Below are 25091 nucleotides of genomic sequence, written 5' to 3'. Positions count from 1 at the left end.
CCGGCTATCGCGTTTGTAATGTACCCGCCCTATCCAGCCATTTGCCGGCTTTTTCATTCAGCCAGGCTTGGGCAAACTCGTCTTTTTTAATCAGCATATCCAAAAATGCGCTGGACACGCTGGCGATGGCCGCCACTTGTTTATAACCCAAGTTAGGATCGCGGCGCTCCGTTTTGCCGAATAAGCCGCCTGCACCACCACTCATGCCGCGCCGCCCGCCGCCACTGTGTCCGCCCGGACCGCCGCCGGAATCCATGCCGAAGTCGCCGCGCCGCACCCCGCTCAAGCCAAACCGCCCGCCCAACTCATTACCTGACAGCAAACGATGCCCTGCGCCGCGCAATAACAATAGATATTTGCCGCCGGCCGGAGCCTGTTCCCAAACCGCCGTACGCACGGCGGCGGAACTGATGGCGTAAGGATCGTTATCTTCGCTGCCGGTAATCGTCAGCATCGGCAGACGCAAAGCCTGAAACCGGCTGCGCACGTTGCCTTCCGCCAAATCCACCGACGGACTCAACACCATCGCCGCCACCGGCTTGAGTTGCTCCCCGCGCGGCAAACCGCTACCAAAATTCTCGCCCAAGGCTGCCGTCACGGTTTGCGCACCCAGGTCGTAGCCCGCCAGTATCACCTTGCTGAAATCGCCAGACGCATACAAAGGTTGCCTTAAGCCGGCGCGCGTTTGCAGTTGCGCATAGGCCCAAAATAGTTGCGCCAAGCGGGTTTTCAGATTCTCCATGCCAAAGTATTGATGACCGACATAACGCAATTCGCTTTCCCTAGCCGTCCGCGATTGCCGACGCGGCTTTTCACCAAACCAACCGCCATCAGCCGGCTCGGGTCGCAACGCCATATTTTCATCAGCCAGCTCCGCATTTTCGTCGTCCGGAATCTCCTCCGGGTCATCGAAGCGCCGCTCCGCCTCCAAGGCCTTCAAGGCTTGGCTGACCGGCACCGGCTGCATGCTAAACACCAGGTAGCCGGCCTTGGCCCAGGTTTCCCGCCACAAACGCCCGGCTTTAGCATCTTCGCCCAAGCTGGGCAGATAAATAATCAACGGATAGCTTCCCGGCGCACTCGGCCCGACCAGCTCTACTTCCAGTTCCGTTTGCTGATAAATCCAGACATCGTGCGTAACATCCACCGGAAAATTCCGCGCGGTTTTGTAGCCGCCATTGCTCAATATTTCACTCAATTTTTCTTGCTGATCTTCCTGACTGGGCAGCGGCGGCCTGGAGGAACAAGCCGCTAACAGCATGAGCGCACAGGCCAACAGCAATCGGTACGCTTTATGGCTAATCCAGCCCTCAAATCCCGTTAGCCTTAATGCCCTTGAAGGTACGGAGTTTATCGAAGGACGCCGCCTGGGCTTGGACGCATCCGGCCGGAACGGCATACCCGTGATAAACAGGGCCGGATTCATAAAAAACTTATTAGCTTGGGACATGACTTTGCAACTCCGGCAAAAAATCGGCGACAGGTTCGAGAGCGGCATTATCGCCGACAGCGGTATCAAGCGGCGCAGGTAAATTGTAAAAATGGGTAAACCCGTCTCAGCCGGCTAAAGATGCGGATCGCGCTGCAAAACGTCCAAGGCTTGATCGAAAGCAAACACCTCGACATGCCGCAGCAACGATGCGACACCCTCGTCGCCAAAAGCTTGCCGTAATTGCTCCCGATGGTTTTGTACATAAACTTGCGATTGAATATTGCCCTCCTCCAGTAATATCCGCAGGCCTTCGACCACCGCACGTAGCGCTTCCTCGGAATAGATGGGTGGCGAAATGTCTTGAAGCGCAGGTTCAGCAGGCAACACATCGAGAATCTGCGCAATAAACCAGGCGAGTTGCTCCGTCAATTGTTTGAGCGGAATTTGCAAGGACTCGGCCGCTAAGGCCGCGCGCTGTTTTAACGTGATCTCAATACCCTCGGCGGTCTCCCGGATGTGGGTTATTCCCAAGGTTGCGGCACTGCTTTTTAAGGAATGCGCGGCTCTTTGTGCGGACTCCCCATCGCCCACCGCCAATAAATGCCGGATATTGTCGGCTTCGGCCGCATGCCGCTGCGCGAAATGGCGTAACTGGCGCAAATAAAACGGCAGTTTGTTTTGCAGATTGTGTAAACCGGCCTGCAAATCCAGGCCCGGAATGTTCGCCAAACGCTCGAGCAGCGCTGCGTTGCCGTCGTTTTGCTCATCCGGGGTTTTATGAACGCGGGCGGTCTGGCTGGGCGGCAAAGGCGGCATCCAGCGTAACATCACGTCGTACAGCACCTCCGGATTCACCGGTTTGGGAATATGGTCATTCATCCCAGCGCTCAGACAGGCGCGCCGATCTTCGTCGAAGGCATTGGCGGTCATGGCCAATATCGGCGTCTTTTCCCGCCCCGGCATACGCCTGATCGCCAAACTGGCGGCCATACCATCCATCTCCGGCATTTGCACGTCCAGCAGAATCAGGTCGTAGGCCTGTTTGGCGGCCATATCGCAAGCGATCCGGCCGTTTTCGGCCAAATCGACTACCAAACCGGCGTCTTGCAACAACTCCAACGCCACTTCCTGATTGATCAGATTGTCTTCGGCCAATAACACCCGTCGGCCTTTTAGGCGGGATAAATCCGGATGCCGCGCATCCGCGGGCGCTTTTTGCCGCCATCCCGACAGCACGCCGGCAATCGTATCGTGTAAGGCCGACAGCGTCACCGGTTTGGCAAGATGCCCCACAATCCCGACGCTGTGCAAGTCCTCGGCGCTGCCGTCGTAACTATAGGCGGTCACCAAGACAATTTTCGGTAAGGCCTCGCCGAGTATTTCGCCCATCCGGCGCGCGGTTTGAATGCCGTCCACCCCCGGCATCATCCAGTCCATCAGCACCAGATCGAACGGTGCATCGGCTTGCCGGGCATCGACAACCTGTTGCACGGCCGCCAAACCGGAATCGGCGACGCTCACCCGCGCCTCGAACCGCGTCAGCATGTGGGCGATGGCTTCGCGGGCCTCTGCCACATCGTCTACCACCAATACTTTTAAACCTTTACGAATATCCGGCTTAGGTAATTGCAGCGCAGAACCCACGGCATACTCGAACGGCAATTCCAGCCAAAACGTACTGCCCTGCCCCAAGTTGCTCTGCACACCCACCGTGCCGCCCATCATTTCGATCAGACGCTTACTGATGGCTAGGCCTAAACCTGTGCCGCCGAAACGCCGCGACGTGGTGGAATCGGCTTGTTCGAAGGCTTGAAACAAACGGCTGCATTGCTCGGCATTCATGCCGATGCCGGTGTCGCTGATTTCGAATCGAGCCACAATCCCCACCGGATTTTTGGCTAGCAATTTAGCCCGAAACACGATGTGTCCGGCGTCGGTAAACTTGACGGCATTACTGGCAAAATTGAGCAAAATTTGTCCCAGCCGCAGCGCATCGCCCCGCAACACCGCCGGTAGCGCCGGGTCGATACGGTTAATCACTTCCAAACCTTTCTCGGCGGCGCGGTCGCAAATCAGGTCGTTCAAACTTTTGAAAACCTGGTCAAGATCGAAATCGCCGATGTCCAACACCAATTTGCCGGCTTCGATCTTGGAGAAATCCAGAATGTCGTTGATGATGCCCAGCAAATGCTGGGCAGCGACCGAAATTTTCGCCAGCTGTTCACGTTGCTTGGCATCCAGCGTGGTGTTTTGCAGCAAATGCGTCAAACCAATAATCGCGTTCATCGGCGTGCGGATTTCGTGGCTCATATTCGCCAAAAATGCACTTTTCGACACATTGGCCACTTCCGCCGCTTGCATCGCATCGGCCAATTGTTCGGTGCGCTCAACCACCAATTCTTCCAGATGCTCGCGATAGCTCTCCAACTCTAGAAGCATCTGCTTCTTCTCGCTGATGTCGTCCTTGATCGCCATGTAATGGCTAATCCGCCCGTCTTGCTGGCGAATCGGCGCCACGATAGCCGATTCCACAAACTCGCGGCCATCCTTGCGCTTATTGATAAACTCGCCCTGCCAGGACCGGCCGTGCGTCAAATTATCCCAAAGCACCGCAAAATACTCCGGCTTGGTCTTGCCCGATTTAAACAGACTGGCTTTTTGGCCCAACAGCTCGGAGCGCGTGTAGCCGGTGGTCTGGATCACGGCTTCGTTGACGTATTCGATGCGCGCATCCAGGTCGGTAATAACGATGCTCTCCGGGCTTTGCTCGACTACCAGGGATAATTTACGCAGCGTCTCCTCCGCACGCTTACGCTCGGTGATGTCCATCAACGTTGCCAGTAAATTGTCGCCTATCGTCACCCCGGAGATGATGGCGGTGCGCACGTCGCCGTTTTTACAGGTCACTTGATATTCGTGAGATTCTATCGGTGCCTGCTGCTCGGCCGCGCGCTGCTGCAAATTCTGCCAAGTGTCGAAAACCGTTTGCCGGTAAACCGGATCGGGATACGCATGCTGCCACCAATCCTCGACGGTTGGGATGTCGGACAAGGTATAACCAAAAGTCCGGGCAATAGACTGGTTCAAAGCCAGCATCGTACCGTCGGCGGCGACCAGCGCCATCGGCACCGGTGCCACATCGAACAATTTACGGAAATTAGCTTCGCTTTCCCGCAGCGCCGCCTTGATACGCTTACGCTCAGTGATGTCGCGGACGATCTTCGACGCGCCGATGACCTTGCCGTCGCCATCTTTGATCGCCGAAATCGTCGAAGCGACCTCGATCCGGCTGCCGTCTTTACGCACCCGCTGCGTTTCGTAATTGCTGATCCGCTCGCCGTTTAAAATCCGCTGGAGCAATTCGGCTTCCGTGATCACCAGTTCGGCGGGAAACAGCAGCGTGATCGGCTGACCAATAATTTCAACAGCGCTGTAACCGAAGATACGTTCGGCCGCGGGGTTCCAACTGGTAACGATTCCGTCCAAATTTTTGCCGATAATCGCATCGTCGGAAGAATTGACCAGCGCCGCCAACTGGGTACGTTCCGCCACCAAGCCCTGCTCAAGCAATACGTTCGCCGCTTTCAGGGCCTGCTCGACCCGCTCACGTTCGGCGACTTCCTGCTGCAACTGGGCGTTGGCCTCGCGTAACTGCGCCGGGCTGGGCAATTGCAGCGCTTTGGGAATCAGCGGTATCAGCACCCCCACCGTTATCACCGAGACTATCGCCGTCACCACTTTGGCAAAAGCATCTAGTCCGTAAAGTGGTTCCCAAATCACCACGACATCCATCAGGTGAGTCGTACCGCAGGCCAGAATAAACACCACAAACAGCCACAACACCCGGACATACGGAAAATCCTGCCGATGCCGCGCGAAATAACCCAAGGCAACCGGCAGCAAAAAGTAAGACAGAAATATCAAGCCATCGCTGATCACAAAGGTCCACAACAAACCCGGCGACCAGCTCAGGCAATAGCCATGCGGCATAAAATTATTGTCGGTCAGAAACTTTAGAATGTCATTCATGGCAGGAAGATCGGTAATAGTGATTTGCACGATTTAGGGAACTTGAACGACATACCGTCGCCCCGTATCCGTTAGCTAACGCATAACCCGCATTTGGATTCTCTAAATCCGATACAACTAAACATAGCAGCTAGCCCAAACAGCGTAAGGTTTAGCCACTTTTTATGTGGAATTAAATGCTGGCAGCAGGTAGATGGTTGGGGGGAGAGGTGGTGCCGAAAAATTGAACACTTGGTTAAGTGAAAAACCCTGCTACTTTTGATCGTCCGTAAGGACAAAGCAATGGAGCTGAAGATGTCCAAAAAACCGAGAAGAAAACATTCACCGGCCTTCAAGGCCAAAGTTGTGCTGGCGACCTTGGCTGGCGATAAAACCTTGGCCCAATTGACCCAGGAATTCGAGATTCATCAAAACCAGATTGTCGATTGGAAGAAACAGCTAAGCGAGCAGTCTGCCGAGGTGTTTGGGAAACCTCGGCAGCCCGAATCACCCCCATCGATCTTCAAGCCCTACACGCGAAAATCGGCCAACTGACATTGGAGAACGATTTTTTACTTGTGCCCTTTGGGTAGAGGGCGCGCTCAACAAGGCGGGATTGCTGATACCCAAGGGGCACAAGGCGCAAAGCGATGATAGACCGTCAATCCAAACTACCGATTGGTCGGCAGGCCAAGCTATTAGGCATCAGTCGCGGCAGTGTGTACTACCTGCCCAAGCCGGTTTCGGAGCGCGATTTAGACATCATGCGCCGACTCGACGAACTGCACCTGAAGCACCCGTTCACTTGTGCCCTCGGGTATGGGCGCACGCCAGTGACGGGATCAGCTCAATCTGCAAGGCATCCCCATTGGCCGCAAGCGGGTGAAAACCTTGATGACGAAAATGGGCATCGAAGCGGTGTACTGCAAGCCCAATACCAGTAAGAAGATGCCAGGTCACGAAATTCATCCCTACTTGCTGCGCGGCATGACCATCAACCGTGCCAATCAAGTCTGGGCGCTGGATACGACCTACATTCCGCTGGCCAAAGGCTTCGCTTATTTAACGGCGGTCGTTGACTGGGCCACTCGCAAAGTCCTGGCCACCAAGGTCGCGATCACCCTGGAAGCTTGTCATGCGGTTGATGTGTTGGAGCAGGCTTTCAAACGCTACGGCAGGCCGGACATCGTCAACACCGACCAAGGCAGCCAGTTTACCGCCAAGGCGTTTGTCGATGCCGTGAAAGGCCAGGGCTGCCAGTTAAGCATGGACGGTCGCGGCGCCTGGCGGGATAATGTCTTTGTCGAGCGGCTATGGCGATCCGTCAAGTACGATCGGGTTTACCTGCATGCTTACGATTCCGTTGGTCAAACCCGCGCCTCAATCCTGGATTATTGAGTGGTACAGCTACGAACGACCACATTCCAGTCTGAAAAGCAAAACGCCGCATCAGGCGTATAACGATGGGTTGCCAACCCTCAAGTTGGTCGCCTAAACCACGGCAGGGATTTCACTTTAAATTCCGGATTTGCTGTTCAAACAGATGGGGCCACTTCTCTCAAATAACAAGACAAAGCGGCTAGCAATGGATTCGGGGTTTTGTTTCCCCGAGCGGGCATTCGGTATCGATCGCGGAGCGAGAAAAAAGCTTCAATCTGATCCAGCATTAATAAGCTCTCAAACATTCAATCCACCGATAGATACGCATAAAGTTCGCACGATTCTCGCTTATGAATTGTTACTCAACTGCTTTCCAGCACGCTTTTTAGGTGGCGCATCGGCTTTAGTGGCAACAATGCGAGCCAATAATTCAATGGCCGGTTCGTCGTTGGGGTCTTGCGGGACCAGTTCGCCGCGAAAGGCTTTGGCTAACAGGGCCGGGATGAGTTTTTCGACTTGGGCACGGGCGGCGTGGTAGCGGGCTTCCAGACGGTCGGCGTAGGCGAACAGGGATTCTACGCGGCGTACGATTTCGGTTTGTTCATTAAATGGAGGATACGGAAGCGGGAGCGTTTTAATCCGCATCAATGCCAATTTGCCTTGGGCTCCGGATTTTATTTCCTTTTGAATAATATCCTGTAGTAGCTGGCTTCGTAACCAAAAAGCCAGAAATTGACTGGAAACTACTTTTTTGAAATCACAAAGTTTTGCCGCATTCTCGGTCAAATTTGCCCCATCATAACTTGGAGGAATGACGCCTGCGTCACCGATGCAGGCACCAACAATCGTTATATAAACATCACCACACTTAACGATGTATCGCGCGATTTGTGATTGAACATCTGCCTCCAAATAGAGCTGTTCATCTGGAATAACAGTGCCATCCTTTAATTGACCGGCGCGGATATATGGGAAACCGGTATTCCTAGATACTAGTAATTTCCCTTTCGGAAGACGTTTTCCACCCTTGACTTCTGCAACGTCACTTATTGTTAATAAATCCCAGCAATCGGGTAGTTCCCAGCCTAAATCAGTATCCGAATATTCAGAGCTTTTTCTAAATTCTGCGGTCAGCTTACCTGTTACGGCATCAACCAAAACCGATTGCCGAAAACGCTTGATGATGGCGGGAATGCGGTCGAGGCGGTCGCGGCAGGCATCTACCTGAGCCAGCACCGCATCGAGTTTGTCGGCGATGCGTTTTTGTTCGTTTGCTGGCGCAAGAATAAGCGGAAGCTTGGCCGCAACGCTGCCCGAAATTTCCTTGAAAGTTGTTCCTGTTGCCATTGCTTCGGCAATCGGCTTGATAAAACGTAGATAGTGATAAATGTAGTGGTTGTTTACCCCCCTCAGGCAAAACGAAACTTTTAAAGCCTTGGTTCGTTGAAATTTCATTTTCTGCGATTGCCAAATATCCAATTGGAGCTCGACTTGAGAAAAGAACGCTACCAGCTGGCATTTTGACAGTAGAGCAATTTAAGAAGCCCTTCTCTGTTAGATTTCTTGCGCCGTGGGAAATGTACTGATTTCGATAACCACTTAGGTCAGCGGGTGTGATCCACGGCAAACCAGTATCCGAACCGCAAAAATTTGTGTGGTCTTTAGAAGGCGGCGTTCCGCCAGCAACGACTTTGGCGATATCGCCTATTTCGCAGGTTGTCCACGTTTCCGGCAGCCTGCTCATGTTGGCTCCTTGCCGTTGTCGGTATTATTTGGATGAATCCCCCCTGGCCCCCCTTTTTCAAAGGGGGGAACTGGGTTGGGCTGGCCGGGGGCATCTCTCCCATTTTCAAAAGGGGAGATCGAGTTGGATTTGTCAGGGGTATCTCTTCCTCTTTCAAAAGTGAGATTTTGGGTGGCTGCGTCGGGGGTAATGCTCCTTTTTTCCATGGAGGGATTTTGGACGGCGGTGTCGGGGACTACGCTCCCATTTTCAAAGGGAGGAACTGAAGTGACTGGGCCGGGGTTAACCCCCCCTTTGAAAAAGGGGGGCCGGGGGGGATTTGTCTAATTACCTCCAACACCGCCTCCGTTTCCAACAACACCTGCCGGTTATCGAACCGCAGCACCCGCAAGCCCAAGCTTTGTAAATAGACGTCGCGCTGTTGATCGGCTGCTTGGTGCTCAGCCTCAAAGTGCTGACTGCCATCAAGTTCAACCACCAAACCAGCCGCCGCACAGTAAAAATCGACAATGTAAGAGCCGAGCGGCTTTTGCCGGTAAAACTGCCAGCCGTTGATTTGCTTGCGGCGCAGGCGTTGCCAGAGCTTTTGTTCGGCATCGGTCATGTCGCCGCGCAGTTTGCGGGCGTTGGTTTTCAGACCTTGTTCATACGGCAGGATCAAAGCGCTTCCTCCATACCCAACTGCTCCAAAATCCCCCGCAACTCTTCCATCGCTGCATCCAGCTCGCTCATCGCCTCCTGAGCTAGTTCCACCGGTTCCGGCAAGTCTTGGGCTTCGGTGGCGTTGTCGTCTTTCAGCCAGCTGATGTCCAGACTGTCGCCGCGTTCGGCGATTTGTTCGCGGGTAAATTTGCGGAAACGGCCGGTTTCGCCCTGATCGATGCGATTGGCTAAACTGGCGGAACTGCCGGATGGGTCGTTGCCAAACGCCGCTTCGAATTCGGCAAAATGCTGTTCGGTCAATTGGGTGCGTTTGCCGAATTGCGGCATGTTGGCGCGCAGGTCGTAAATCCAGGTTTCCTGAGTATTACCTTTGTCGTTGTCGCCACGACTGAAGAACAGCACATTGGTTTTGACGCCCTGAGCGTAAAAGATGCCGGTGGGCAGGCGCAGGATGGTGTGTAGGTTGCATTTGTCCAGCAGGTCGCGGCGAATCTCGGTACCGACGTTGGATTCAAACAGCACGTTATCGGGCAATACCACCGCCGCGCGGCCACCCGGTTGCAAGCCGCGATAGATATGCTGCAGAAAGCAGAACTGTTTGTTGCTGGTGGGATAAGTAAAGTCGTCGCGGCTGGGCAAGCCACCGCCTTTTTTGGTACCGAACGGTGGATTGGTCAGGATCAGCGAGGCTTTGGGCAAGGCTTGGCCTTCCGGGCTGAGGGTGTCGCCGTAACGAATGCCACCGTCGATGCCGTGCAGCATCAGGTTCATCAAGGCCAGACGGTGGGTATCCTGCACGTGCTCCATGCCGAAAAAGGTGCTGTTGCGGTATTTGCGTTGCTGGCTGTCGGTCAGTGCGTCAAAGTCGTTGTGAGTGCGTAAATAATGATTGGCGGCAATCAGGAAGCCGCCGGTGCCGGCAGCCGGGTCTTGAATAATGTCGGTGAGCGTGGGTTGCATGACCCGCACCATGCTGTTGATCAAAGCGCGGGGGGTGAAGTATTGACCAGCACCGGACTTTTTCTCGTTGGCGTTTTTCTCCAGCAAGCCTTCGTACAAGTCGCCCAAATCTTCGCGATGTACGCTGTACCAATCCAGTTTGTCGATTTCCGCGACCAGTGAGGACAAGGTGGCCGGTTTTTTGATGAAGCTGCTGGCATTGGCGAATATCTCTTGAACCAGGCTGGAACCGTGGGTGCCCAAGTGAATCAGCAGGATTTTAGCGGTCTGGAGCCGCTCGGCTTTCTAGGTCAGACCAGCGATAGCCTTTCGGCAATTGCTCTTCGCTGCCGGTTTCCATCGCCATTTTCAGAAACAGCAGATAGGTCAGCTCGGTGACGTATTGGTGGTAGGTGACGCCGTCATCCTTGAGGATGTTGCACAGGTTCCAGAGTTTGCCGACGATGTCGTTGGTTGTCATGAAGTAAGGGTCTGTAAAAATTGTTCTGCGGTGAGAATCGGGCAAGTAAAGCTGGTTGCCAGGCAGAGTAAATCCTGGTCGCCGGTAATCAAGACGTGGGCCTCGCCTGCTAATGCCAACTGCAGGAATGGCACGTCAAACTTGTCGCGGCATTCCGGTGTGACCGGTGGCGGTTCCGGAATGACGATGGTTTGGCAATACGGCAAGTAATCGGCGAGCAGTTCTTGCTGATCGTCGGCACTGAGTTTGAATTTGGGATATTGCAATACCCGAATCAATTCCGCTGCCGTGGTTTTGGAGACCAAAGGCTGAATCTGCTGGTTTTGCCAGGCCCGTCGTAATGGCGTGACACGGCCTTGAGCAAACACCAGGGCCGACAGCACCAGATTGGTGTCGATGACGACGCGCGGCGCGTCTGAAGGCTTGCTCATGATTCCTTCTGTCTCGCCCAAGCAAGCGCATCATTGATGTCGGATTCCTGAAGATTCAATTCTGCCAGTTTAGCGCGCACGGCATCGCCACGTTGAATACGCACCGGGGTGAGGATGATCTGGCCGTTGCGGGTTTCCACGTCAAAGTATTCTGGGGCACCAACGGCGGCGGTAATGCTTTTCGGCAGTGTGAGTTGGTTTTTTGATGTCATTTTGGCGAGCATGGCAATCACCGAATCTTGAAGTAAGGAAACCTTACTTTATGCTTTTGACTAGGATTTTTCAAGCCGCGCCCGATTGCCAGAGCGAGTCGTTGAATGCTTCTAAAACGTGCTGCAATTCACCGTTGAATAGCTTATCGAGTCGATTGAAACCGCCACCTTCGCGTTTGAACACCAGATCGGGATCGTCCAGTGCTTCTCTATCGACCAATAGATTGGCTTTGGTTTGGGCGGCGATGCGCTTTAGCCAGTCGCGTTGCGGGGTACTCCAGGCTTTTTGGGCTAGGATGGTTTGCAGAGCATGATCGACACGTTCGCTATACGGTAACAAGGCATCGCCAATCGCCGCTTGGCGAATGTAGCCGACGATACGAGCGGCAATGTCTTGATTAGTCATTTCCCGCCAAGCGGTATCCAGATGGGTTTCGCTGAAACCGGCTTTATCCAGTTCCAGTAGCAGTTCGCGCAGTTGTTTGCGGGTGAGCTCGCGCGGACGGGTCAAGACCGTGGTCAAGGCCGGAATGTCGTTGCTGTGGCTTTGGATAAAGGCTCGAAATTCATTCAGATAATCTTCCGGCTTTTGGGCTTTACCGTAGCCGCGCTCGACCTTTTTGAGCTGGTCTTCATGATCGGAGACGAAGATCGGCGGTGCGGAGCCTGTGCTTTTGCGATCCAGAATTTCGCCCAGATCGGGATTTTGGGTAAACCAGGTGGCAACGTCGGTTAATGGCATGGCTCGCAGTTTTTTGATGAACGCATCGGGCGTCATGCCGGAGCGGGTTTCAAAGTCTTGCGCCGATTGCTCCGACAGATGGCGTTTTTTGCGTTGCAGCTTGGCAATGAACTGATCGCGTACCAAACTGCGAGCGTCATCATCGCTGACCGACACCAGTTCTTCAGCCAATTGGCTGAAGCTGATTTTGGGATCGACTACCACCGGCCGCATCGCAGTCATGTTTTGGATGGCATCGAAGATTTGCACAGCATCGAAGACACGGAAGGCTTCTTTGCCAATGGCATCGCAAAGCCGCGTGGCACGGCCCAACATTTGATCGAACAAGATACGGCTGTTGACCCGACGCAGGAACACCAGATTGCAGATTTCCGGGACATCGACCCCTGTCGTCAGTAAATCGACCGTGACCGCGACATTGGGCAGGCGCTCGTTTTTATAACGGCGGATTTGTTGCAAGGGTTTGTCGGCGGCGCCGGTGATTTTGATCACGGCGTCATCCTCGACGCTACCGTATTCAGCGGCGAAGGCCTTTTTCAATAAATCGACCACCAGATCGGCGTGGGCATCGTTGACGCAGAAGATCAAGGTTTTCTGGCGTGAGGCGGGGTCGAGTTCTTTGGCCAGATATTCACAGACCACACGATTAAACGATTCAGTAATGACCTTGCGATTGAAGTCTTCGACATCGACTTTGATTTCGTCAGGGGCTTTGCATAAGTCAATCTGGTTGCGGCGTGGATCGTAGACTTTGAGTTCTTCGCCCACTTTCCAGGCAATGCCGTTGGTAGAAAGCTCGGTATGAATTTGAATCGGTGGTTCGTAATCCACCAGATAACCGTCGATCACGGCTTCCCGATAGCTGTAGGTATAAATCGGCGCACCGAAGATTTGTGAGGTGTGCAAAGCCGGCGTGGCGGTCAGGCCGATTTTGTAAGCATCGAAGTAATCCAATACCCGGCGATATTTGGAAATGTAATCGTCATAACCACGGAAGGTCATTTCGGTATCGGACAGCTCGCGGTCCAGCAAATAGCCGCGATGGCATTCATCGACCACGATGCAATCGTATTGATCAACTGCTGGCGATGTGGCGTTTTCGGCAGCGAACAACAAGCGTTGCACCATGCCCTGAATCGTGGCGATATGTACAGCGGTATCGCTATCCGGGGTTTGCTCTTCCAATTCTTTGATGCCGAAGGTGTCTGCAAAGGTTTGCAGATTTTCCATGCGGGTGTCTTTGAAGGCATTGGCGGCTTGTTCTCCCAACGCTGAGCGATCGACCAAAAACAGAATGCGCTTGAATCGCTGCGCCTTGAGTAAGCGATAGATCAAGGCAATGCAGGTTTTGGTCTTGCCAGTGCCGGTCGCCATAGCGAGCAGCATTTCGCGTTGACCGCCAGCGATGGTCTGTTCGGTGGCGAGAATGGCATCTTGTTGGTAGTAGCGTAATTCAAAACCATAGTTGAACGGCGTATTGGCCAGTTTTTCGTGGGCCTTAACTTCGTCGCGTTTGATCAGTTCTTTCAATCCGTCCGGCGTGTACCAACCATCGAGTGCATGGCTGAGATTATCGGCAAGACGCAAGTCGCAGAACCACACGCCACTTTTGGTCGCCAGTTGCCGAAGTTAGGGGCGGCCATTAGCGGAAAAGGCAAATGGAATGCGGTAGCTATGGTCATTGCCCCAGTTTTGTTCCGGCAGAGTGGTTTCTGTGCTGGGTTTGAAGGTTCTACTGTAACGTTTGGCTTGTTGCAAGGCGCCTGAAACATCGACGTATACTTACCGATCCCGCCGTTATCATATCTTATAGCTCCGGCCCATAACTGTTTTAACCGTTTGTGTTGAGCGCTTCGGCTGCGCTCAAGACGAACGGATATCGAAACTTCACAAAGCCGTATCGATAGTATAGAGGCATCGCTTGAGCCCCCATTCAATACTGATTCAATGCCATGGAAAACGCGACATCAACACACCGACAAAAAAAACCATCGCCACCGGAACATTCGGTGCTTTTACCGATGATGCAGTTGATCTGGCGGCCGCTGGCGACGCTGGCCGGAATTCATAAGCAATACGGCGAGCTGGTGTTGGGACGGCTGTTCGGCAGAAAAATTCTGTTCGTCTGCGACCCGGAATATATAGAGCAGATTTTCAATCTGGAGGGCAAAGGCCAGTTGAACCGAAATTTTCTTTATAGTGCCAAGAAATCGCTGTTCGGGAACGGCTTGGTCAATAGCGAAAGCCAGGTTTGGAGTAAACAGCGCCGCTTGATGCAACCGCTGTTCACCAAGGACACGGTTAAAAACTATGAGTTGATCATGGTCGAAGAAGCGGCGGCGATGGCGGAAGAGTTGAAAAAGGCGGCGTCCGGCCAAGTTGATTTAAGCACGGAAATAAAGCAGCTGATTCAGCGGATTTTTATCCGCATCCTGCTGGGCAAGTCCGTGGATCAGTTGAGCAACGGCGCGGAGCTGATCAAGGTGATTGAAATCATCTGTCAGGAGTTGCCGGTACAGTTGGGCAGCGAAATTGTGCTTGGCCGCCGTTTGAAACGCTTCATCCCGCTAAAATCCAAGCGTTATCTCGCCGCCGTGAACTATCTGCAAACCTTTATCGGTGCGGAAATTGCGCAGACGCGGACGAATCCGGGACAAAGTCTGATATCGCAGTTAATGCAAGCCAGCGACCGCAGTACCGGTTACACGATGCCCGACAATTTGCTGCAAGACGAAGCCGTCAATCTGTTTTTCGCCGGCCAGGAAACCACCATCAATACCTTGGTATGGTTTTTTTATTTAACCGGCAGGCACCCGGAGGTGCGCAACAAGATCGCCGCCGAAATCCGCGACTTGCCGACCGAAACCTTAAGCTCCGCGCACTTGGGTCAGCTGAGTTATACCAAGGCTGCATTGTACGAAACCCTGCGCCTGTATCCGCCCACATCGGCGCTGTCCACGTAAACCGTTCAGGACATAGAGCTGGGCGATTACGCGATTCCCGCCGGCACCATCGTGTTATTGAGCATGCACACCACCCACCATAGCGCCCGGCTTTGGGACAGCCCGGACGCTTTTAATCCCGACAGATTTCTGGAAACCGCGACGCCCGGCGGACACAAATACGCCTTTTTTCCGTTCGGCGGCGGTTTGCATAATTGCATAGGGCGTCATTTTGCCGAGCTGGAAATGCTGTTGGTCATAGCCAGTTTTTTCAAGGCATTTACGTTCGAAACCGACATAACCGTCAAAGAAGCCTTCAGCGTTACGTTGAAACCGGACCGTCCGGTTGTTGGCAGAGTGGAACCAATTGGTTAAGCTTACGGTCTGCGCTGACGGTTATAGCTAGTCGGCGCCGCACTGGCCGACTAGACGGCCTTTTTACGTAACAGGGAGCGTCATGAAACAGACCATTAGTTTTGTCACACTAGGCGTAGCCGATTTGGCTAGAAGCCGACGTTTTTATAAGGCGCTGGGTTGGCAAGAATCCTCCGGCAGCCAGCAGGAAGTGGCATTCTTCCAAGTAGGGAGCCTGGCATTTGCGTTGTATAGCCGCGAAGCATTAGCAGACGACGCAATGGTATCGGCCGATGGCTCAGGTTTTCCCGGATTTTCGCTGGCTCACAACGTCGCATCGGCAAAAGAAGTTGACGCGACCTTGCTTGAAGCGGTTTCGGCGGGAGGTAAGCTGGTTCGTCCGGGCGAAAAAGCGGCTTGGGGCGGCTTCAGGGGTTATTTTTCCGACCCCGACGGCTTTCTCTGGGAAGTTTGTTTCAATCCTTTTTTTCCAATCGACCAACACGGTTTTGTGCAACTGCCGAACTAAACCAAGATTCCAATACCCCGCCTTGCACTGGCGTTATATCAGTTGTTCGGGCGTTATTGGGCAAAAACTGCAACCATTAATATTCAATAGTGGCCGATAAGGCCGGATAATCACATCAAAATGAAATTTAGAGTTTTTCTGCAAAGACTATCTCATCCTCGCGTTAGAAGACGATTAAAAATCGGCCTGTCCGTTTGGGGCGTGGCTATTGCCATTAGCCTGATTGCCAAACTGGCTTACGATATTGGTTATTTTAAAGCGCAATCGTTAATAAACGATAAAAACTCGGCAACCCCTAACATCACCCAGATACTAACCATAGAATCGGCTCAGCGCATAGTATCAGGCGCTTTAAAAGAAGATCCTGATTATCCAAAGACCATTGTGACGCAGGTTATTGATAACAACCAAAAGCTGGCGACTATTATTGTCGAAAATAATAAGCAAAGAAAAATAGGCTGGATTATTGATATGCGCTTATTTTTTACCGGCGATTTATTTAACGACAACGGCTATAACTTAACCGAATCTATTGAGCATCAGCATAATATCAGTAGAGGCGAAAACTGATTATTAATCCGGCCCTGGCCAATATCGTCGCTCCCGCGCAGGCGGGAGCACAGCGGCTATACCGAATCGCGGCGTGGTCCAAAGGCTCCGGACTGCAAAGTCCCGGTTAACAGGCTGGTGAAAAACTCGAAAAGCCCGTATTGCCTCATAGAAAAAGGTAACCGAAGTATCAGAGTCGTTGCCTCACATTAGAGGTAACCTGGACTTGTGAAAAAATGAGTTTCAATTGTTGCTCAATGGCGGCCTTAAGAGCAAATGGATTGAGTTTGGCATGATGTTCCTGGAGAGTCTGTTTGGTGGTTTCCGGAATGTCAGGATGATTGATCACCCGTTGGTAAGGGGTTTGCGGGGCATGGTATTTTTTCACGACTTTGGCGCCGTCTCGGTGTTTTTTCCGCAGTTTCAGACTGGGACAGAAATGATTCTGCAAAGGGCACCAAAGCGTGCTGTAGACCGCGTTCATCAACGGCACCAGCGCGGCATTATCCAGCCGGTCGTAGCCGAATAATTGCCTGGCGTGAGTCCAGTTTTTCTGCTCGACGTGGGCATTGTCGTTTTTCTTGTAAGGCCTGGAGCGGGTAAACGCCGGCTTTTGCGGGTGGTCGGTGAAATAGCGAACCAGGTGATGATTGAGAAATTCAGAACCATTGTCGCAATCGAAGCCTTTCAAAGGGAATGGCAACAGGTTCTCGATGGCCTGAATCTGTTCCAGGATACCTTGCGAGCCTTTATTCCAGGTGGCCCGGCATTCGGTCCAGCCGGTGACAATGTCCGTCATCGTCAGGCTCCAGACGAAATCGCCGGCCAGCGAATTGCCACAGTGAGCGACAGTATCGGCTTCGACAAAACCGGGCTGGGTCTCGTCCCAGTGATGAGTGCGGATGGGAATCTGGGTTTTCAACAGAGACCCGGGTTTGGTGCCGGACAAGCCTTTGGGGTGCTGGACGCGCAAGGGTTTGAGCAAGCGATCCAAGGTCGCCGCCGACACCTTGAGCAAGTCGGCGCGCACGCCATCCGCCAAGGGGCCGTATTGATCTTCGTAATGAGGCAGCCAGATCGGTATCGCGGCTTTCAGGCGCTTGCCGCACAGTTGATCGCTAGCAAACCAGATGCGCTTCAATGGCTCCAGCAACACCTCGGCTTGATATTTCCGCTTGGGGCCGGGCCGTTTGCTAGGCGAAGCGGTTGGCTTGGCTTTTCGATTCAGCAAACGAATCGCGTACTTACGGGCGTAGCCGCAGACTTCGCAAAACTCGTTCAGGATCGTTTGTTTCGTGGCCCTATCACTTTGTCGATAACGTTTTTGGATAGCCTGTAAATAGGCTCGTCGTTCGTGTTTTCCCATGGTGGTAACCCGCTTGATTTCGGTTACACACAATGTGAAGCAACGACCCGTTTTTAATGACCCCTTGGGTTACTTTTAATTTGAGGCAATTCGAAGCCAAGTAAGCTAAGGCATAGATGAGCCGCCAACTGTTAAAATAGGCTACCTAAATTTGGAGCCTTTCAATGCGCGGACACGATGCCATTCAAAACAGCTGGTTCAGCTATGTTAGCCTGGAAGACCGTATTCCCAAACAGCATCCGTTGCGTCGTTTACGGCTACTGGTTGATGGCGTATTGGCCTCTATGGATGCCGTCTTTGCCGAGCGTTACTCGCACACAGGCCGTCCCTCGATTGCCCCTGAAAAACTGCTGCGCGCCTTGCTGTTACAAGTCCTGTATACGGTCCGTAGCGAGCGTCAGTTGATGGAACAACTGGACTACAACCTGTTGTTTCGCTGGTTTGTCGGTCTGGGCATCGACGACGCCGTGTGGGAACGCACAGTGTTCAGTGCCAACCGCGAACGCCTGCTGTCCGAAGCCCTGAGTCGCGAATTTTTTGAGCGGGTACTGGCCATAGCCGAATGGCAAAATCTGGTGTCCGACGAACACTTCAGCGTCGACGGTAGCCTCATTGAAGCCTGGGCCTCGCATAAAAGCTTCGTTAAAAAAGACGGCAGCGGCCCGGACAAACCCGCCGGCCGCAATCCCGAGGTCGACTTCAGCGGCGAAAAGCGCAGCAACGCCACCCACCACAGTACGACCGATCCCGAAGCCCGGCTTTACAAGAAAGGCGAATACACCGAGGCCAAACTGCGTTACATCACCCATGCCTTGTCCGAGAATCGCAACGGCCTGATTGTCGATGTCGAAACCACTCAAGCCACCGGCACCGCCGAAATCGAAGCCGCGCAAAACATGATCAAACGCCGCGTGCCCAAAGGCGGCAGCGTCGGTGCCGACAAAGGCTACGACCAAGCGGCGTTCGTCAACGGACTCGAGTCCCGTGACATCAAAGCCCATGTGGCCCGCAAAAAGACCGGCAGTGTCGTCGATGGCCGGACCGCTCGCGGCAAAGGTTACGCCCAAAGTCTCAAGCGCCGCAAAATCGTCGAAGAAGCCTTTGGCTGGGTCAAAACGGTCGGCGGCCTGCGCAAAACCCGTCACATCGGCTTAGCCAAAGTCGCGGGTCAGGCCTTGTTTTGCTTTGCCGCCTACAACCTGACGCGCATGCTCAACCTATTGGTGTTCACGCCGAAACCGGCGTGGAGTGCACCCACCTAGGGCGAAGTTCGCCTGAAAACCGTCCACAGACGGCTTCAGGCGAATAAAAAGCCCTTGAAACCGGGGCAAAACGCTTGAAACTCGATGTCATGACCGATTTCAACTCGAAAAAATCACGAACATCGTGGGTAAGGGGAAATATCGGCGGGTTTTTCACCAGCCTGTTAATCCATTTGCGCAAAGACCGTTTATCCAAGCCGCCAAACAGGCTGTTGAGAGCCGCCTGACAAACTGCTACCATCGGCGGACAATATCCTCATTGATCTATCTCAGCGCGATATTCTCTTTGCTTCCAAACAAAATCTCAGCGGATTTAAGGACCTAAACATGCCGATTATTGCGTACCAATCCCTTAACTCTAACTCCAGTTCCGAGCACGGTATCAGCGCCTCCAATTCTCAGTACTTCACGAGAATGACACATGAGCATATGGCGCAAAATTCGGCCCCCTGGAATCTGGTTCTGCCGACCGCGCCCGATATTTCGCCGGACATTCCGGTACAAGGTCCGGCCGAATTGCGTTCGACAGCGTCGTCCGGATACATGGATAAAGGCCAACACAGCAACGACAGTTTTTCGAGTATGGTTGCCAATAAGGTCCGGCAAATTTACCAAAACCTGATACGCGCTTTCGGCGGCGCCGATTTACTGGTGTGCGGCGAACTGGACAGCAGCCATTCGGACTGGACATCCCTGCATAGCAACGCCGGGCAATTGATTCATACATCCTCGCCTGCCAAGGCTTGTAATTGCTTTAGCGTCCATTCAACGAACGGTGCGGCCAACAAATTTCTGGGTGAAGGCGACGGTTGGCTGGCGATAGCGTGTTACAACATCATCGTGGTATTCGTACACGTGCCAAATTCCATCGCCAAAGATGAAAATAGCCTGATGAGCTATTACCAAAAAATTAACAGCGTGGTGATTCAAGCCGGACTGGGGCCGGTTGACGTGGTAATGGGCGATACGAATCAGCCGACCAACGATTTTACCGCCAGAGTGCTTAGCCGAGCGTTGGGCATCAAATTTAGCGACGCCCACCCCGGTGGCAGTATAAATCCCTTCGACTCGCATCAACGCAGTTTTGAAGGCACTAACAGCACGGCCACTAAAAAATACGATGTAGCCGTTTTTAACACGACTAGCCTAAAATTGGCGGAAGTCGTCTACCTCTCGCAATCGACACCAGTAAGCGGCGGCGGCAGATATACAGCGGCTGTTACCGATCACATGGGTATTGGCTTAAGGATAGAAAAATAATCGGCATTTCCTGTAGTTAAATCACGGACAGGTCTCTAGCGTTGCTACCTAGCCGCGCAAATGTCCCTCCCCATACGCCACCCACTTGTAGGTGGTAAGCTCATCCGGCCCGACCGGGCCGCGCACGTGCAGCTTATCGGTGCTGATACCCACCACCGAACCCAAGCCGTAATCGCCGCCGCCCGACAAACGGGTCGAGGCGTTGATCATCACCGACGCCGAATCCACCTGCTCTTCAAACTGCCGAGCCAAGCTCAGGCTTTGCGTGACGATACCGTCGGTGTGGCCGGAACCGTAGTGGTTGATATGGTCTATGGCCTGTTGAATGCCGTCCACGATCTTCACCGACAGAATGGGCGCCAGATATTCGCTATGCCAATCTTCCTCTGTCGCTGGAACTACACCCGGTAACAATTTTAGGGTTTGTTCGCAGCCGCGCAGTTCAATGCGGTTTTCGGCAAATGCGGTATGCAGCAGCGGCAACAACTGTGCGGCGCATGCGCTGTCCACCAGCAAGGTTTCCAGTGCGTTACAGACTTGCACGCTTTGGCATTTGGAATTCACGGCCAAGGCAACGGCTTGTTCCGGGTCGGCATCGGCAGCAAGATACAAATGACAAATGCCGTCGTAATGCTTGATAACCGGAATCCGCGTGCCTTCGGCGATGCGCTTGATCAAGCCTTTGCCGCCGCGCGGAATCAACACGTCGATGTATTCATCCATTTTCAACAGCTCGCCCACCGCTTCGTGGCCGGGCGTGCGGATGATCTGTATCGCATGTTCCGGCAGACCGGCGCTGACCGCGCCGGCAATCATCGCATCGGTGAGTATCGTATTGGTTTGCAAGGCTTCCGAACCGCCGCGCAAAATCACCGCATTGCCGCTTTTGATACACACCCCAGCGGCATCGGTGGTGACGTTGGGGCGCGATTCGTAAATGATGCCGATCACACCCAGCGGCACTGATCTTTTGTACACCCGCAGCCCGGCCGGATTGGTATGGCCGGTCAGTATCCGGTTTAACGGGTCCGGCAACTGCGCCACTTTTTTCAAGCGCGACAACATGTAATCAAAGGTTTTGTCGTCTATCGTCAGCCGCTTCACCATCGCGTCCGACTGCCCTTCGTCGCGGGCTTTGACGATTTCCTGGGCGTTGACCTCCAACACCTGCTGCCTGACCGACTCCAGCGCCTCGGCCATTTTCGCCAGCGCCAGATTACGAGCCGATTCGGAGGCTGATGCTAGTTGGCGAGATGCAGCGCGACTTTGTTGGGCAATGGTTTGGACGGTGTTGATAGTCATGTTTTTTCAGGAAAATTGTTTTTCAAACGCTGATATTGACCGGTTTCATCTGACGTAGGAATTATTAACCAGGCCATTAAATACCATGCGATGGATATTGATTACCGCATCTATTCATTAACAACTAATCCAGATCAACTAGATTTTCAACATATTCCAGAGAATATAAGTCATCAAAAAATTGTTGCAGATTTTCCATATACTTTTTTGCAGTTTTATTCCGCTGTTTCTGAATATGCAAAGTGATGTTTTTGTCGGTAATCTCTTGAAACCACAGTTCAAGATAACCACGATGACCCCAGTCATCCTCACCAATCTCATTTGTATTCTCCGGCATAATCCCAAGATCACTGCATAAACGCTTAACTTGCAGACAATCGGACTGCTTGAAAAAAACTTTGAGAATATAAATTTTTGGTTCAAGAGGTTTCATTTATTTCTGTCCTAAAGATATTCCTTATTCGCAAGCTGCTCCAGCTGAATGCGTCGCTCATCCTCAAAATCATCATTTCGGCATACCCACGGGCACGCGGGGAATGTCGAAATCCAAATGGCATGGATAGCTAAAAGCTTACCATCTATGGCACTGAATGCCCGCTTCCCAGTAAGTAGGGTGAGTTACGAAACGCACCAATCGCGATCGATGCGGTACACCGTGTTTACCGCATCCTACTGACTACAGCAATTACCAATCTTGATATTCATTCGAAATATTCCAATCTATTCTCAATTCTCGCATGGCCTTTTCTGCTGTTGTAGGTAGTCTATTTTCACGGATCATGAGTCTCAAAAATCGTTCGATTAAATATTTGCGAGGTAAAGGTGTTTCGTTACATGAGGGAACAAACCTTAGAGTGCGAGCCATTCCCTTAAGGTCTTTCAGGTCTGTACATTCATCAAGCGGGAAACAGATTGGGTTATCAAATTCAACTTTGACCTCGCTGTTCGAGACAAATAGCTTTTTATCTAAAGTATCAAGCCAAGCTTCGTGATCGTCTAATCCTTGCCTCATAGAATGTTGCTCTGACAAATGGCTGAAGGAGATTAGTATATCCGCCCAAATCGATAGATTTATAGTTTCGTGTGATCCTAAGGGCGAACTGCTTCAGCATATACCAGTCGATCAAATAAGAGTCGCAAAAGACCGGATCAGGTCGATAACAGTCTCACCTCCCAAACACTCCCACCCCCTCATCCAAAACCACTTTAAAAGCCAAATGCTTTATCATTGGGCCAGGACACGTACGGAACTCGCATAATTACAATGAATAACACTCCGCAACCCACCGCCAAATCTTTGATTTCTCCCGTTATTTTATTCGCCGCCACCCTGTTTATCAGCGCCACGCTGATGTTTGTGTTGCAGCCGATGTTCGGCAAGCTATTGCTACCATTGTTGGGCGGCACGCCGGCGGTGTGGAATACCTGCATGGTGTTTTACCAAACGCTGCTGTTTCTGGGTTATTTGTACGCGCATTGGCTGAGTTCGCGGCTGGGCAGTCAAAGGCAGATTCAGATTCATACCGCTTTGCTGGTTTTCAGCGCGATTGCGCTGCCGGTGGCGCTGCCGGAGAATGCCGCACCGCCCACCAACGGCGACCCGACTTTGTGGCAGGTCTGGACCTTATTCCTGGCAATCGGCCTGCCCTTTTTCGTGGTCTCCACCACCGCGCCGCTGCTGCAAAAATGGTTTTCACATAGCGGCCACCATAGCAGCGACGATCCTTACTATTTATACGCGGCCAGCAACGCCGGCAGCCTGTTGGCTTTATTAAGCTATCCCTTTCTGATCGAACCGAATCTGGGCTTGGCGAACCAAAGACTAATTTGGAGCGGCGGCTATATTGGTTTGTGTGCTTTGATTTTAGTCTGCGCGATCAGCTTCTGGCGCAGCCAAGCCGATAAAGAAGACGACGAAGTATTAAGCGATGCCGGCATCGAACCGCCGTCGACGCTGCAACAACTGCGCTGGCTGGCGCTGGCTTTCGTACCCTCCAGCTTGCTACTGGGCTTGACGCAGTTCATCAGCACCGACATCGCCGCCGTACCGTTGTTGTGGATAGTGCCGCTGACCTTGTATTTGCTGACCTTCATCCTGGTGTTCAGCACCTGGGCCGACCGCATCCGGCCTTGGATGCTGGCTGCACAACCGGCGGTATTGACGGTATTTATCGCCTATTCCTTCATCAATCCCGCCACCCTGCCCTATTGGTTGGACTTGATTCTGCACTTGCTGGCCTTCTTCCTGGCGGTGATGGTTTGCCACGGCGAACTCGCCAAAAGCCGGCCGCATCCGCAATATCTGACTCGCTTTTATCTGGTGATGTCGTTTGCCGGGATGCTGGGCGGTTTGTTCAATACCTTCGTCGCACCGTTTATCTTTAATGCGGTGTACGAATATCCGATCATGATCGTCGCCGCCTTGCTGTTGCGCCCCGGTTTTTTCAATGGCCGTTGGTTTTTGCAGCCGATTTTCCCGGTGTTGGTTTTAATCACCGGCCTGACGGTTTATTTCACTACCCAACAGTTGTTCGATTATCTGGACTTGATCGGCGGCGCGCTGATTTTGTTGGCCGGATTGAGTTATTCGCTACGGCATAGCCCTATCGGTTTGGGCGCGTTGACCGGGGTGATTTTGTTGTTCACGCTGGGCTTGCACAGCATGGCCTCTAACACTATTTATCAGGAACGCAGCTTCTTCGGGGTGATGTCGGTCCGAGATACCGTCATCCCCGACGAAAACCAACGGCCGGAGACTGTCCGCGAGCTGTACCACGGCACCACCAAACACGGCGCGCAGCGCCTGACCGCCGCCAACGTCACCACGCCATTAACCTACTACAGCCGTCCCGGCCCCATCGGCCAGCTGTTTGCGGAATTTGACGGCGAAAACCAACACTGGCACATCGGCGCGGTAGGTTTAGGCGCCGGCGCGCTGGCGTGTTACACCAAGGAAGGCCAACTGTGGAAATTCTATGAAATTGACCCGTTAGTAGTCGACGTGGCGCAAAACCCGGCCTGGTTTACCTACCTCAGCCGCTGTAACAAGCAGGCGGAAATGATCGTCGGCGACGCCCGACAATCGTTGCTAAAAGAAGCGGACGGCAGCTTCGATTTATTGATTATGGACGCCTTCAGTTCAGACGCGGTACCCACGCATTTGCTGACGCGGGAGGCATTGCAGCTATACTTTAGTAAGCTTAAAGACACCGGCTTGCTGGCGTTTCATATCACCAATCGCCATCTGGCTTTGAAAAAAGTCCTGGCCGACCATGTCAATCAACTGCACTTGGCGGCTTTACTGCAGGAATTTAAACCGGAAACCGATGTCCCTCTAGTCGTTGCCACCGACTGGGTGGTGATGGCAAAACAGCCCGAACGCCTGCAACGCTTTCAGCAAAGTCGGCTCGGGCACTGGCAGAAACTGCCGCTGACGTTTGGTTTGCAACCGTGGACCGACGACTTCACTCACATTATTGGCATTTGGAAATAGGA

19 protein-coding genes and 2 pseudogenes are annotated in these 25091 nt (G+C 52.9%); 8 read left to right on the top strand and 13 right to left on the bottom strand.

All coding sequences use genetic code 11. The annotated features are described in order from the left end of the window. Positions 1-4 precede the first annotated feature (4 nt). The gene (locus tag JWZ98_RS04960; RefSeq protein ID WP_205453497.1) at positions 5-1261 is read right to left on the bottom strand and encodes a hypothetical protein; all 1257 of its coding nucleotides are present in this window, start codon (positions 1259-1261) and stop codon (positions 5-7) included. On the opposite strand from JWZ98_RS04960, the gene JWZ98_RS04955 reads away from it, so the two are divergent. Beyond that, positions 1260-1532: a hypothetical protein gene (locus JWZ98_RS04955; RefSeq protein WP_205453496.1), complete on the top strand. Its 273-nt coding sequence runs from the start codon at positions 1260-1262 to the stop codon at positions 1530-1532. The two genes, JWZ98_RS04960 and JWZ98_RS04955, sit on opposite strands and share 2 nt — an antisense overlap. A 32-nt stretch (positions 1533-1564) precedes the next feature. Here JWZ98_RS04955 and JWZ98_RS04950 read toward each other — a convergent pair whose 3' ends face one another. Beyond that, positions 1565-5461 (bottom strand): PAS domain S-box protein, encoded by a 3897-nt coding sequence (locus JWZ98_RS04950; RefSeq protein ID WP_205453495.1) that lies wholly within the window; start codon positions 5459-5461, stop codon positions 1565-1567. A gap of 294 nt (positions 5462-5755) precedes the next feature. Between JWZ98_RS04950 and JWZ98_RS04945 the strand changes: the two are divergent. After that, positions 5756-6935 (top strand): annotated as a pseudogene (locus JWZ98_RS04945) (IS3 family transposase). Positions 6936-7168: 233 nt separating this feature from the next. On the opposite strand, the gene JWZ98_RS04940 reads toward JWZ98_RS04945, so the two are convergent. The 7 genes from JWZ98_RS04940 to hsdR all read right to left on the bottom strand — a co-directional run bounded on the left by JWZ98_RS04940 (position 7169) and on the right by hsdR (position 13652). Continuing rightward, complete coding sequence (locus tag JWZ98_RS04940; RefSeq protein ID WP_240348214.1) at positions 7169-8299, bottom strand: restriction endonuclease subunit S; 1131 nt, start codon at positions 8297-8299, stop codon at positions 7169-7171. A gap of 500 nt (positions 8300-8799) precedes the next feature. Then, positions 8800-9225: an endonuclease domain-containing protein gene (locus JWZ98_RS04935; RefSeq protein ID WP_240348213.1), complete on the bottom strand. Its 426-nt coding sequence runs from the start codon at positions 9223-9225 to the stop codon at positions 8800-8802. Then, on the bottom strand, positions 9222-10430 hold the full coding sequence (locus JWZ98_RS04930; protein ID WP_205453493.1) for an N-6 DNA methylase: 1209 nt from the start codon (positions 10428-10430) through the stop codon (positions 9222-9224). The genes JWZ98_RS04935 and JWZ98_RS04930 overlap by 4 nt, the downstream gene beginning before the upstream one ends. Before the next feature lie 16 nt (positions 10431-10446). Further along, entirely contained in the window at positions 10447-10647 is a 201-nt protein-coding gene (locus JWZ98_RS04925) for a type I restriction-modification system subunit M N-terminal domain-containing protein (RefSeq protein WP_205453492.1), read from the bottom strand. After that, positions 10644-11078: a putative toxin-antitoxin system toxin component, PIN family gene (locus JWZ98_RS04920; protein WP_205453491.1), complete on the bottom strand. Its 435-nt coding sequence runs from the start codon at positions 11076-11078 to the stop codon at positions 10644-10646. Before JWZ98_RS04920 ends, JWZ98_RS04925 begins: the two co-directional genes overlap by 4 nt. Beyond that, entirely contained in the window at positions 11075-11302 is a 228-nt protein-coding gene (locus JWZ98_RS04915) for an AbrB/MazE/SpoVT family DNA-binding domain-containing protein (RefSeq protein ID WP_205453490.1), read from the bottom strand. Before JWZ98_RS04915 ends, JWZ98_RS04920 begins: the two co-directional genes overlap by 4 nt. Before the next feature lie 58 nt (positions 11303-11360). After that, positions 11361-13652, bottom strand: coding sequence for a type I restriction-modification system endonuclease (gene hsdR / locus JWZ98_RS04910; protein ID WP_275899216.1), 2292 nt, complete (start codon positions 13650-13652; stop codon positions 11361-11363). Between the two features lie 332 nt (positions 13653-13984). Between hsdR and JWZ98_RS04905 the strand changes: the two are divergent. The 3 genes and pseudogenes from JWZ98_RS04905 (at position 13985) to JWZ98_RS04890 (ending at position 16427) form a co-directional block, all read left to right on the top strand. Beyond that, positions 13985-15349: pseudogene (locus JWZ98_RS04905) on the top strand (cytochrome P450). 82 nt (positions 15350-15431) lie between these two features. Beyond that, positions 15432-15857, top strand: a complete 426-nt coding sequence (locus JWZ98_RS04895; protein ID WP_205453487.1) for a VOC family protein — start codon at positions 15432-15434, stop codon at positions 15855-15857. A gap of 120 nt (positions 15858-15977) precedes the next feature. Then, complete coding sequence (locus JWZ98_RS04890) at positions 15978-16427, top strand: hypothetical protein (RefSeq protein WP_033157071.1); 450 nt, start codon at positions 15978-15980, stop codon at positions 16425-16427. Between the two features lie 169 nt (positions 16428-16596). Here the strand turns inward: JWZ98_RS04890 and JWZ98_RS04885 are convergent, their stop codons facing one another. Further along, positions 16597-17772, bottom strand: coding sequence for an integrase (locus tag JWZ98_RS04885; RefSeq protein WP_205450356.1), 1176 nt, complete (start codon positions 17770-17772; stop codon positions 16597-16599). Between the two features lie 164 nt (positions 17773-17936). Between JWZ98_RS04885 and JWZ98_RS04880 the strand changes: the two genes are divergently transcribed. Together JWZ98_RS04880 and JWZ98_RS04875 are read left to right on the top strand one after the other, a co-directional pair. Continuing rightward, the gene (locus JWZ98_RS04880) at positions 17937-19034 is read left to right on the top strand and encodes an IS5 family transposase (protein ID WP_205453486.1); all 1098 of its coding nucleotides are present in this window, start codon (positions 17937-17939) and stop codon (positions 19032-19034) included. A gap of 429 nt (positions 19035-19463) precedes the next feature. Next, positions 19464-20294: a hypothetical protein gene (locus JWZ98_RS04875; protein ID WP_240348212.1), complete on the top strand. Its 831-nt coding sequence runs from the start codon at positions 19464-19466 to the stop codon at positions 20292-20294. 48 nt (positions 20295-20342) lie between these two features. On the opposite strand, the gene JWZ98_RS04870 is transcribed toward JWZ98_RS04875, so the two are convergent. The 3 genes from JWZ98_RS04870 to JWZ98_RS04860 form a co-directional block, all read right to left on the bottom strand. Next, the gene (locus JWZ98_RS04870; RefSeq protein ID WP_205453485.1) at positions 20343-21596 is read right to left on the bottom strand and encodes a glutamate-5-semialdehyde dehydrogenase; all 1254 of its coding nucleotides are present in this window, start codon (positions 21594-21596) and stop codon (positions 20343-20345) included. A 124-nt stretch (positions 21597-21720) separates the two neighbouring features. After that, positions 21721-22029, bottom strand: coding sequence for a hypothetical protein (locus JWZ98_RS04865; RefSeq protein ID WP_205453484.1), 309 nt, complete (start codon positions 22027-22029; stop codon positions 21721-21723). A gap of 252 nt (positions 22030-22281) precedes the next feature. Then, positions 22282-22626, bottom strand: a complete 345-nt coding sequence (locus JWZ98_RS04860) for a hypothetical protein (RefSeq protein WP_205453483.1) — start codon at positions 22624-22626, stop codon at positions 22282-22284. A 234-nt stretch (positions 22627-22860) separates the two neighbouring features. Here JWZ98_RS04860 and JWZ98_RS04855 point away from each other — a divergent pair, with 234 nt between their 5' ends. Beyond that, entirely contained in the window at positions 22861-25089 is a 2229-nt protein-coding gene (locus JWZ98_RS04855; RefSeq protein WP_205453482.1) for a fused MFS/spermidine synthase, read from the top strand. The last annotated feature ends 2 nt before the right edge of the window (positions 25090-25091 follow it).

It is taken from the genome of Methylomonas sp. EFPC1 (assembly GCF_016925515.1).
Taxonomy (GTDB): domain Bacteria; phylum Pseudomonadota; class Gammaproteobacteria; order Methylococcales; family Methylomonadaceae; genus Methylomonas; species Methylomonas defluvii.
The sequence above is the reverse complement of the archived record's forward strand: the minus strand, read 5'-3'. Positions and strand labels throughout refer to the sequence as shown.

Excerpts from the sequence above, each read along its gene's own strand:
- JWZ98_RS04855 (WP_205453482.1), top strand. The coding sequence starts at position 22,861 with ATGAATAACACTCCGCAACCCACCGCCAAATCTTTGATTTCTCCCGTT.
- JWZ98_RS04925 (WP_205453492.1), bottom strand. The coding sequence starts at position 10,647 with ATGACAACCAACGACATCGTCGGCAAACTCTGGAACCTGTGCAACATC.
- JWZ98_RS04960 (WP_205453497.1), bottom strand. The coding sequence starts at position 1,261 with ATGCTGTTAGCGGCTTGTTCCTCCAGGCCGCCGCTGCCCAGTCAGGAA.
- JWZ98_RS04870 (WP_205453485.1), bottom strand. The coding sequence starts at position 21,596 with ATGACTATCAACACCGTCCAAACCATTGCCCAACAAAGTCGCGCTGCA.
- JWZ98_RS04955 (WP_205453496.1), top strand. The coding sequence starts at position 1,260 with ATGAGCGCACAGGCCAACAGCAATCGGTACGCTTTATGGCTAATCCAG.
- JWZ98_RS04915 (WP_205453490.1), bottom strand. The coding sequence starts at position 11,302 with ATGCTCGCCAAAATGACATCAAAAAACCAACTCACACTGCCGAAAAGC.
- JWZ98_RS04950 (WP_205453495.1), bottom strand. The coding sequence starts at position 5,461 with ATGAATGACATTCTAAAGTTTCTGACCGACAATAATTTTATGCCGCAT.
- JWZ98_RS04865 (WP_205453484.1), bottom strand. The coding sequence starts at position 22,029 with ATGAAACCTCTTGAACCAAAAATTTATATTCTCAAAGTTTTTTTCAAG.
- JWZ98_RS04875 (WP_240348212.1), top strand. The coding sequence starts at position 19,464 with ATGGCGCAAAATTCGGCCCCCTGGAATCTGGTTCTGCCGACCGCGCCC.
- JWZ98_RS04885 (WP_205450356.1), bottom strand. The coding sequence starts at position 17,772 with ATGGGAAAACACGAACGACGAGCCTATTTACAGGCTATCCAAAAACGT.
- JWZ98_RS04890 (WP_033157071.1), top strand. The coding sequence starts at position 15,978 with ATGAAATTTAGAGTTTTTCTGCAAAGACTATCTCATCCTCGCGTTAGA.
- JWZ98_RS04880 (WP_205453486.1), top strand. The coding sequence starts at position 17,937 with ATGCGCGGACACGATGCCATTCAAAACAGCTGGTTCAGCTATGTTAGC.
- JWZ98_RS04895 (WP_205453487.1), top strand. The coding sequence starts at position 15,432 with ATGAAACAGACCATTAGTTTTGTCACACTAGGCGTAGCCGATTTGGCT.
- JWZ98_RS04920 (WP_205453491.1), bottom strand. The coding sequence starts at position 11,078 with ATGAGCAAGCCTTCAGACGCGCCGCGCGTCGTCATCGACACCAATCTG.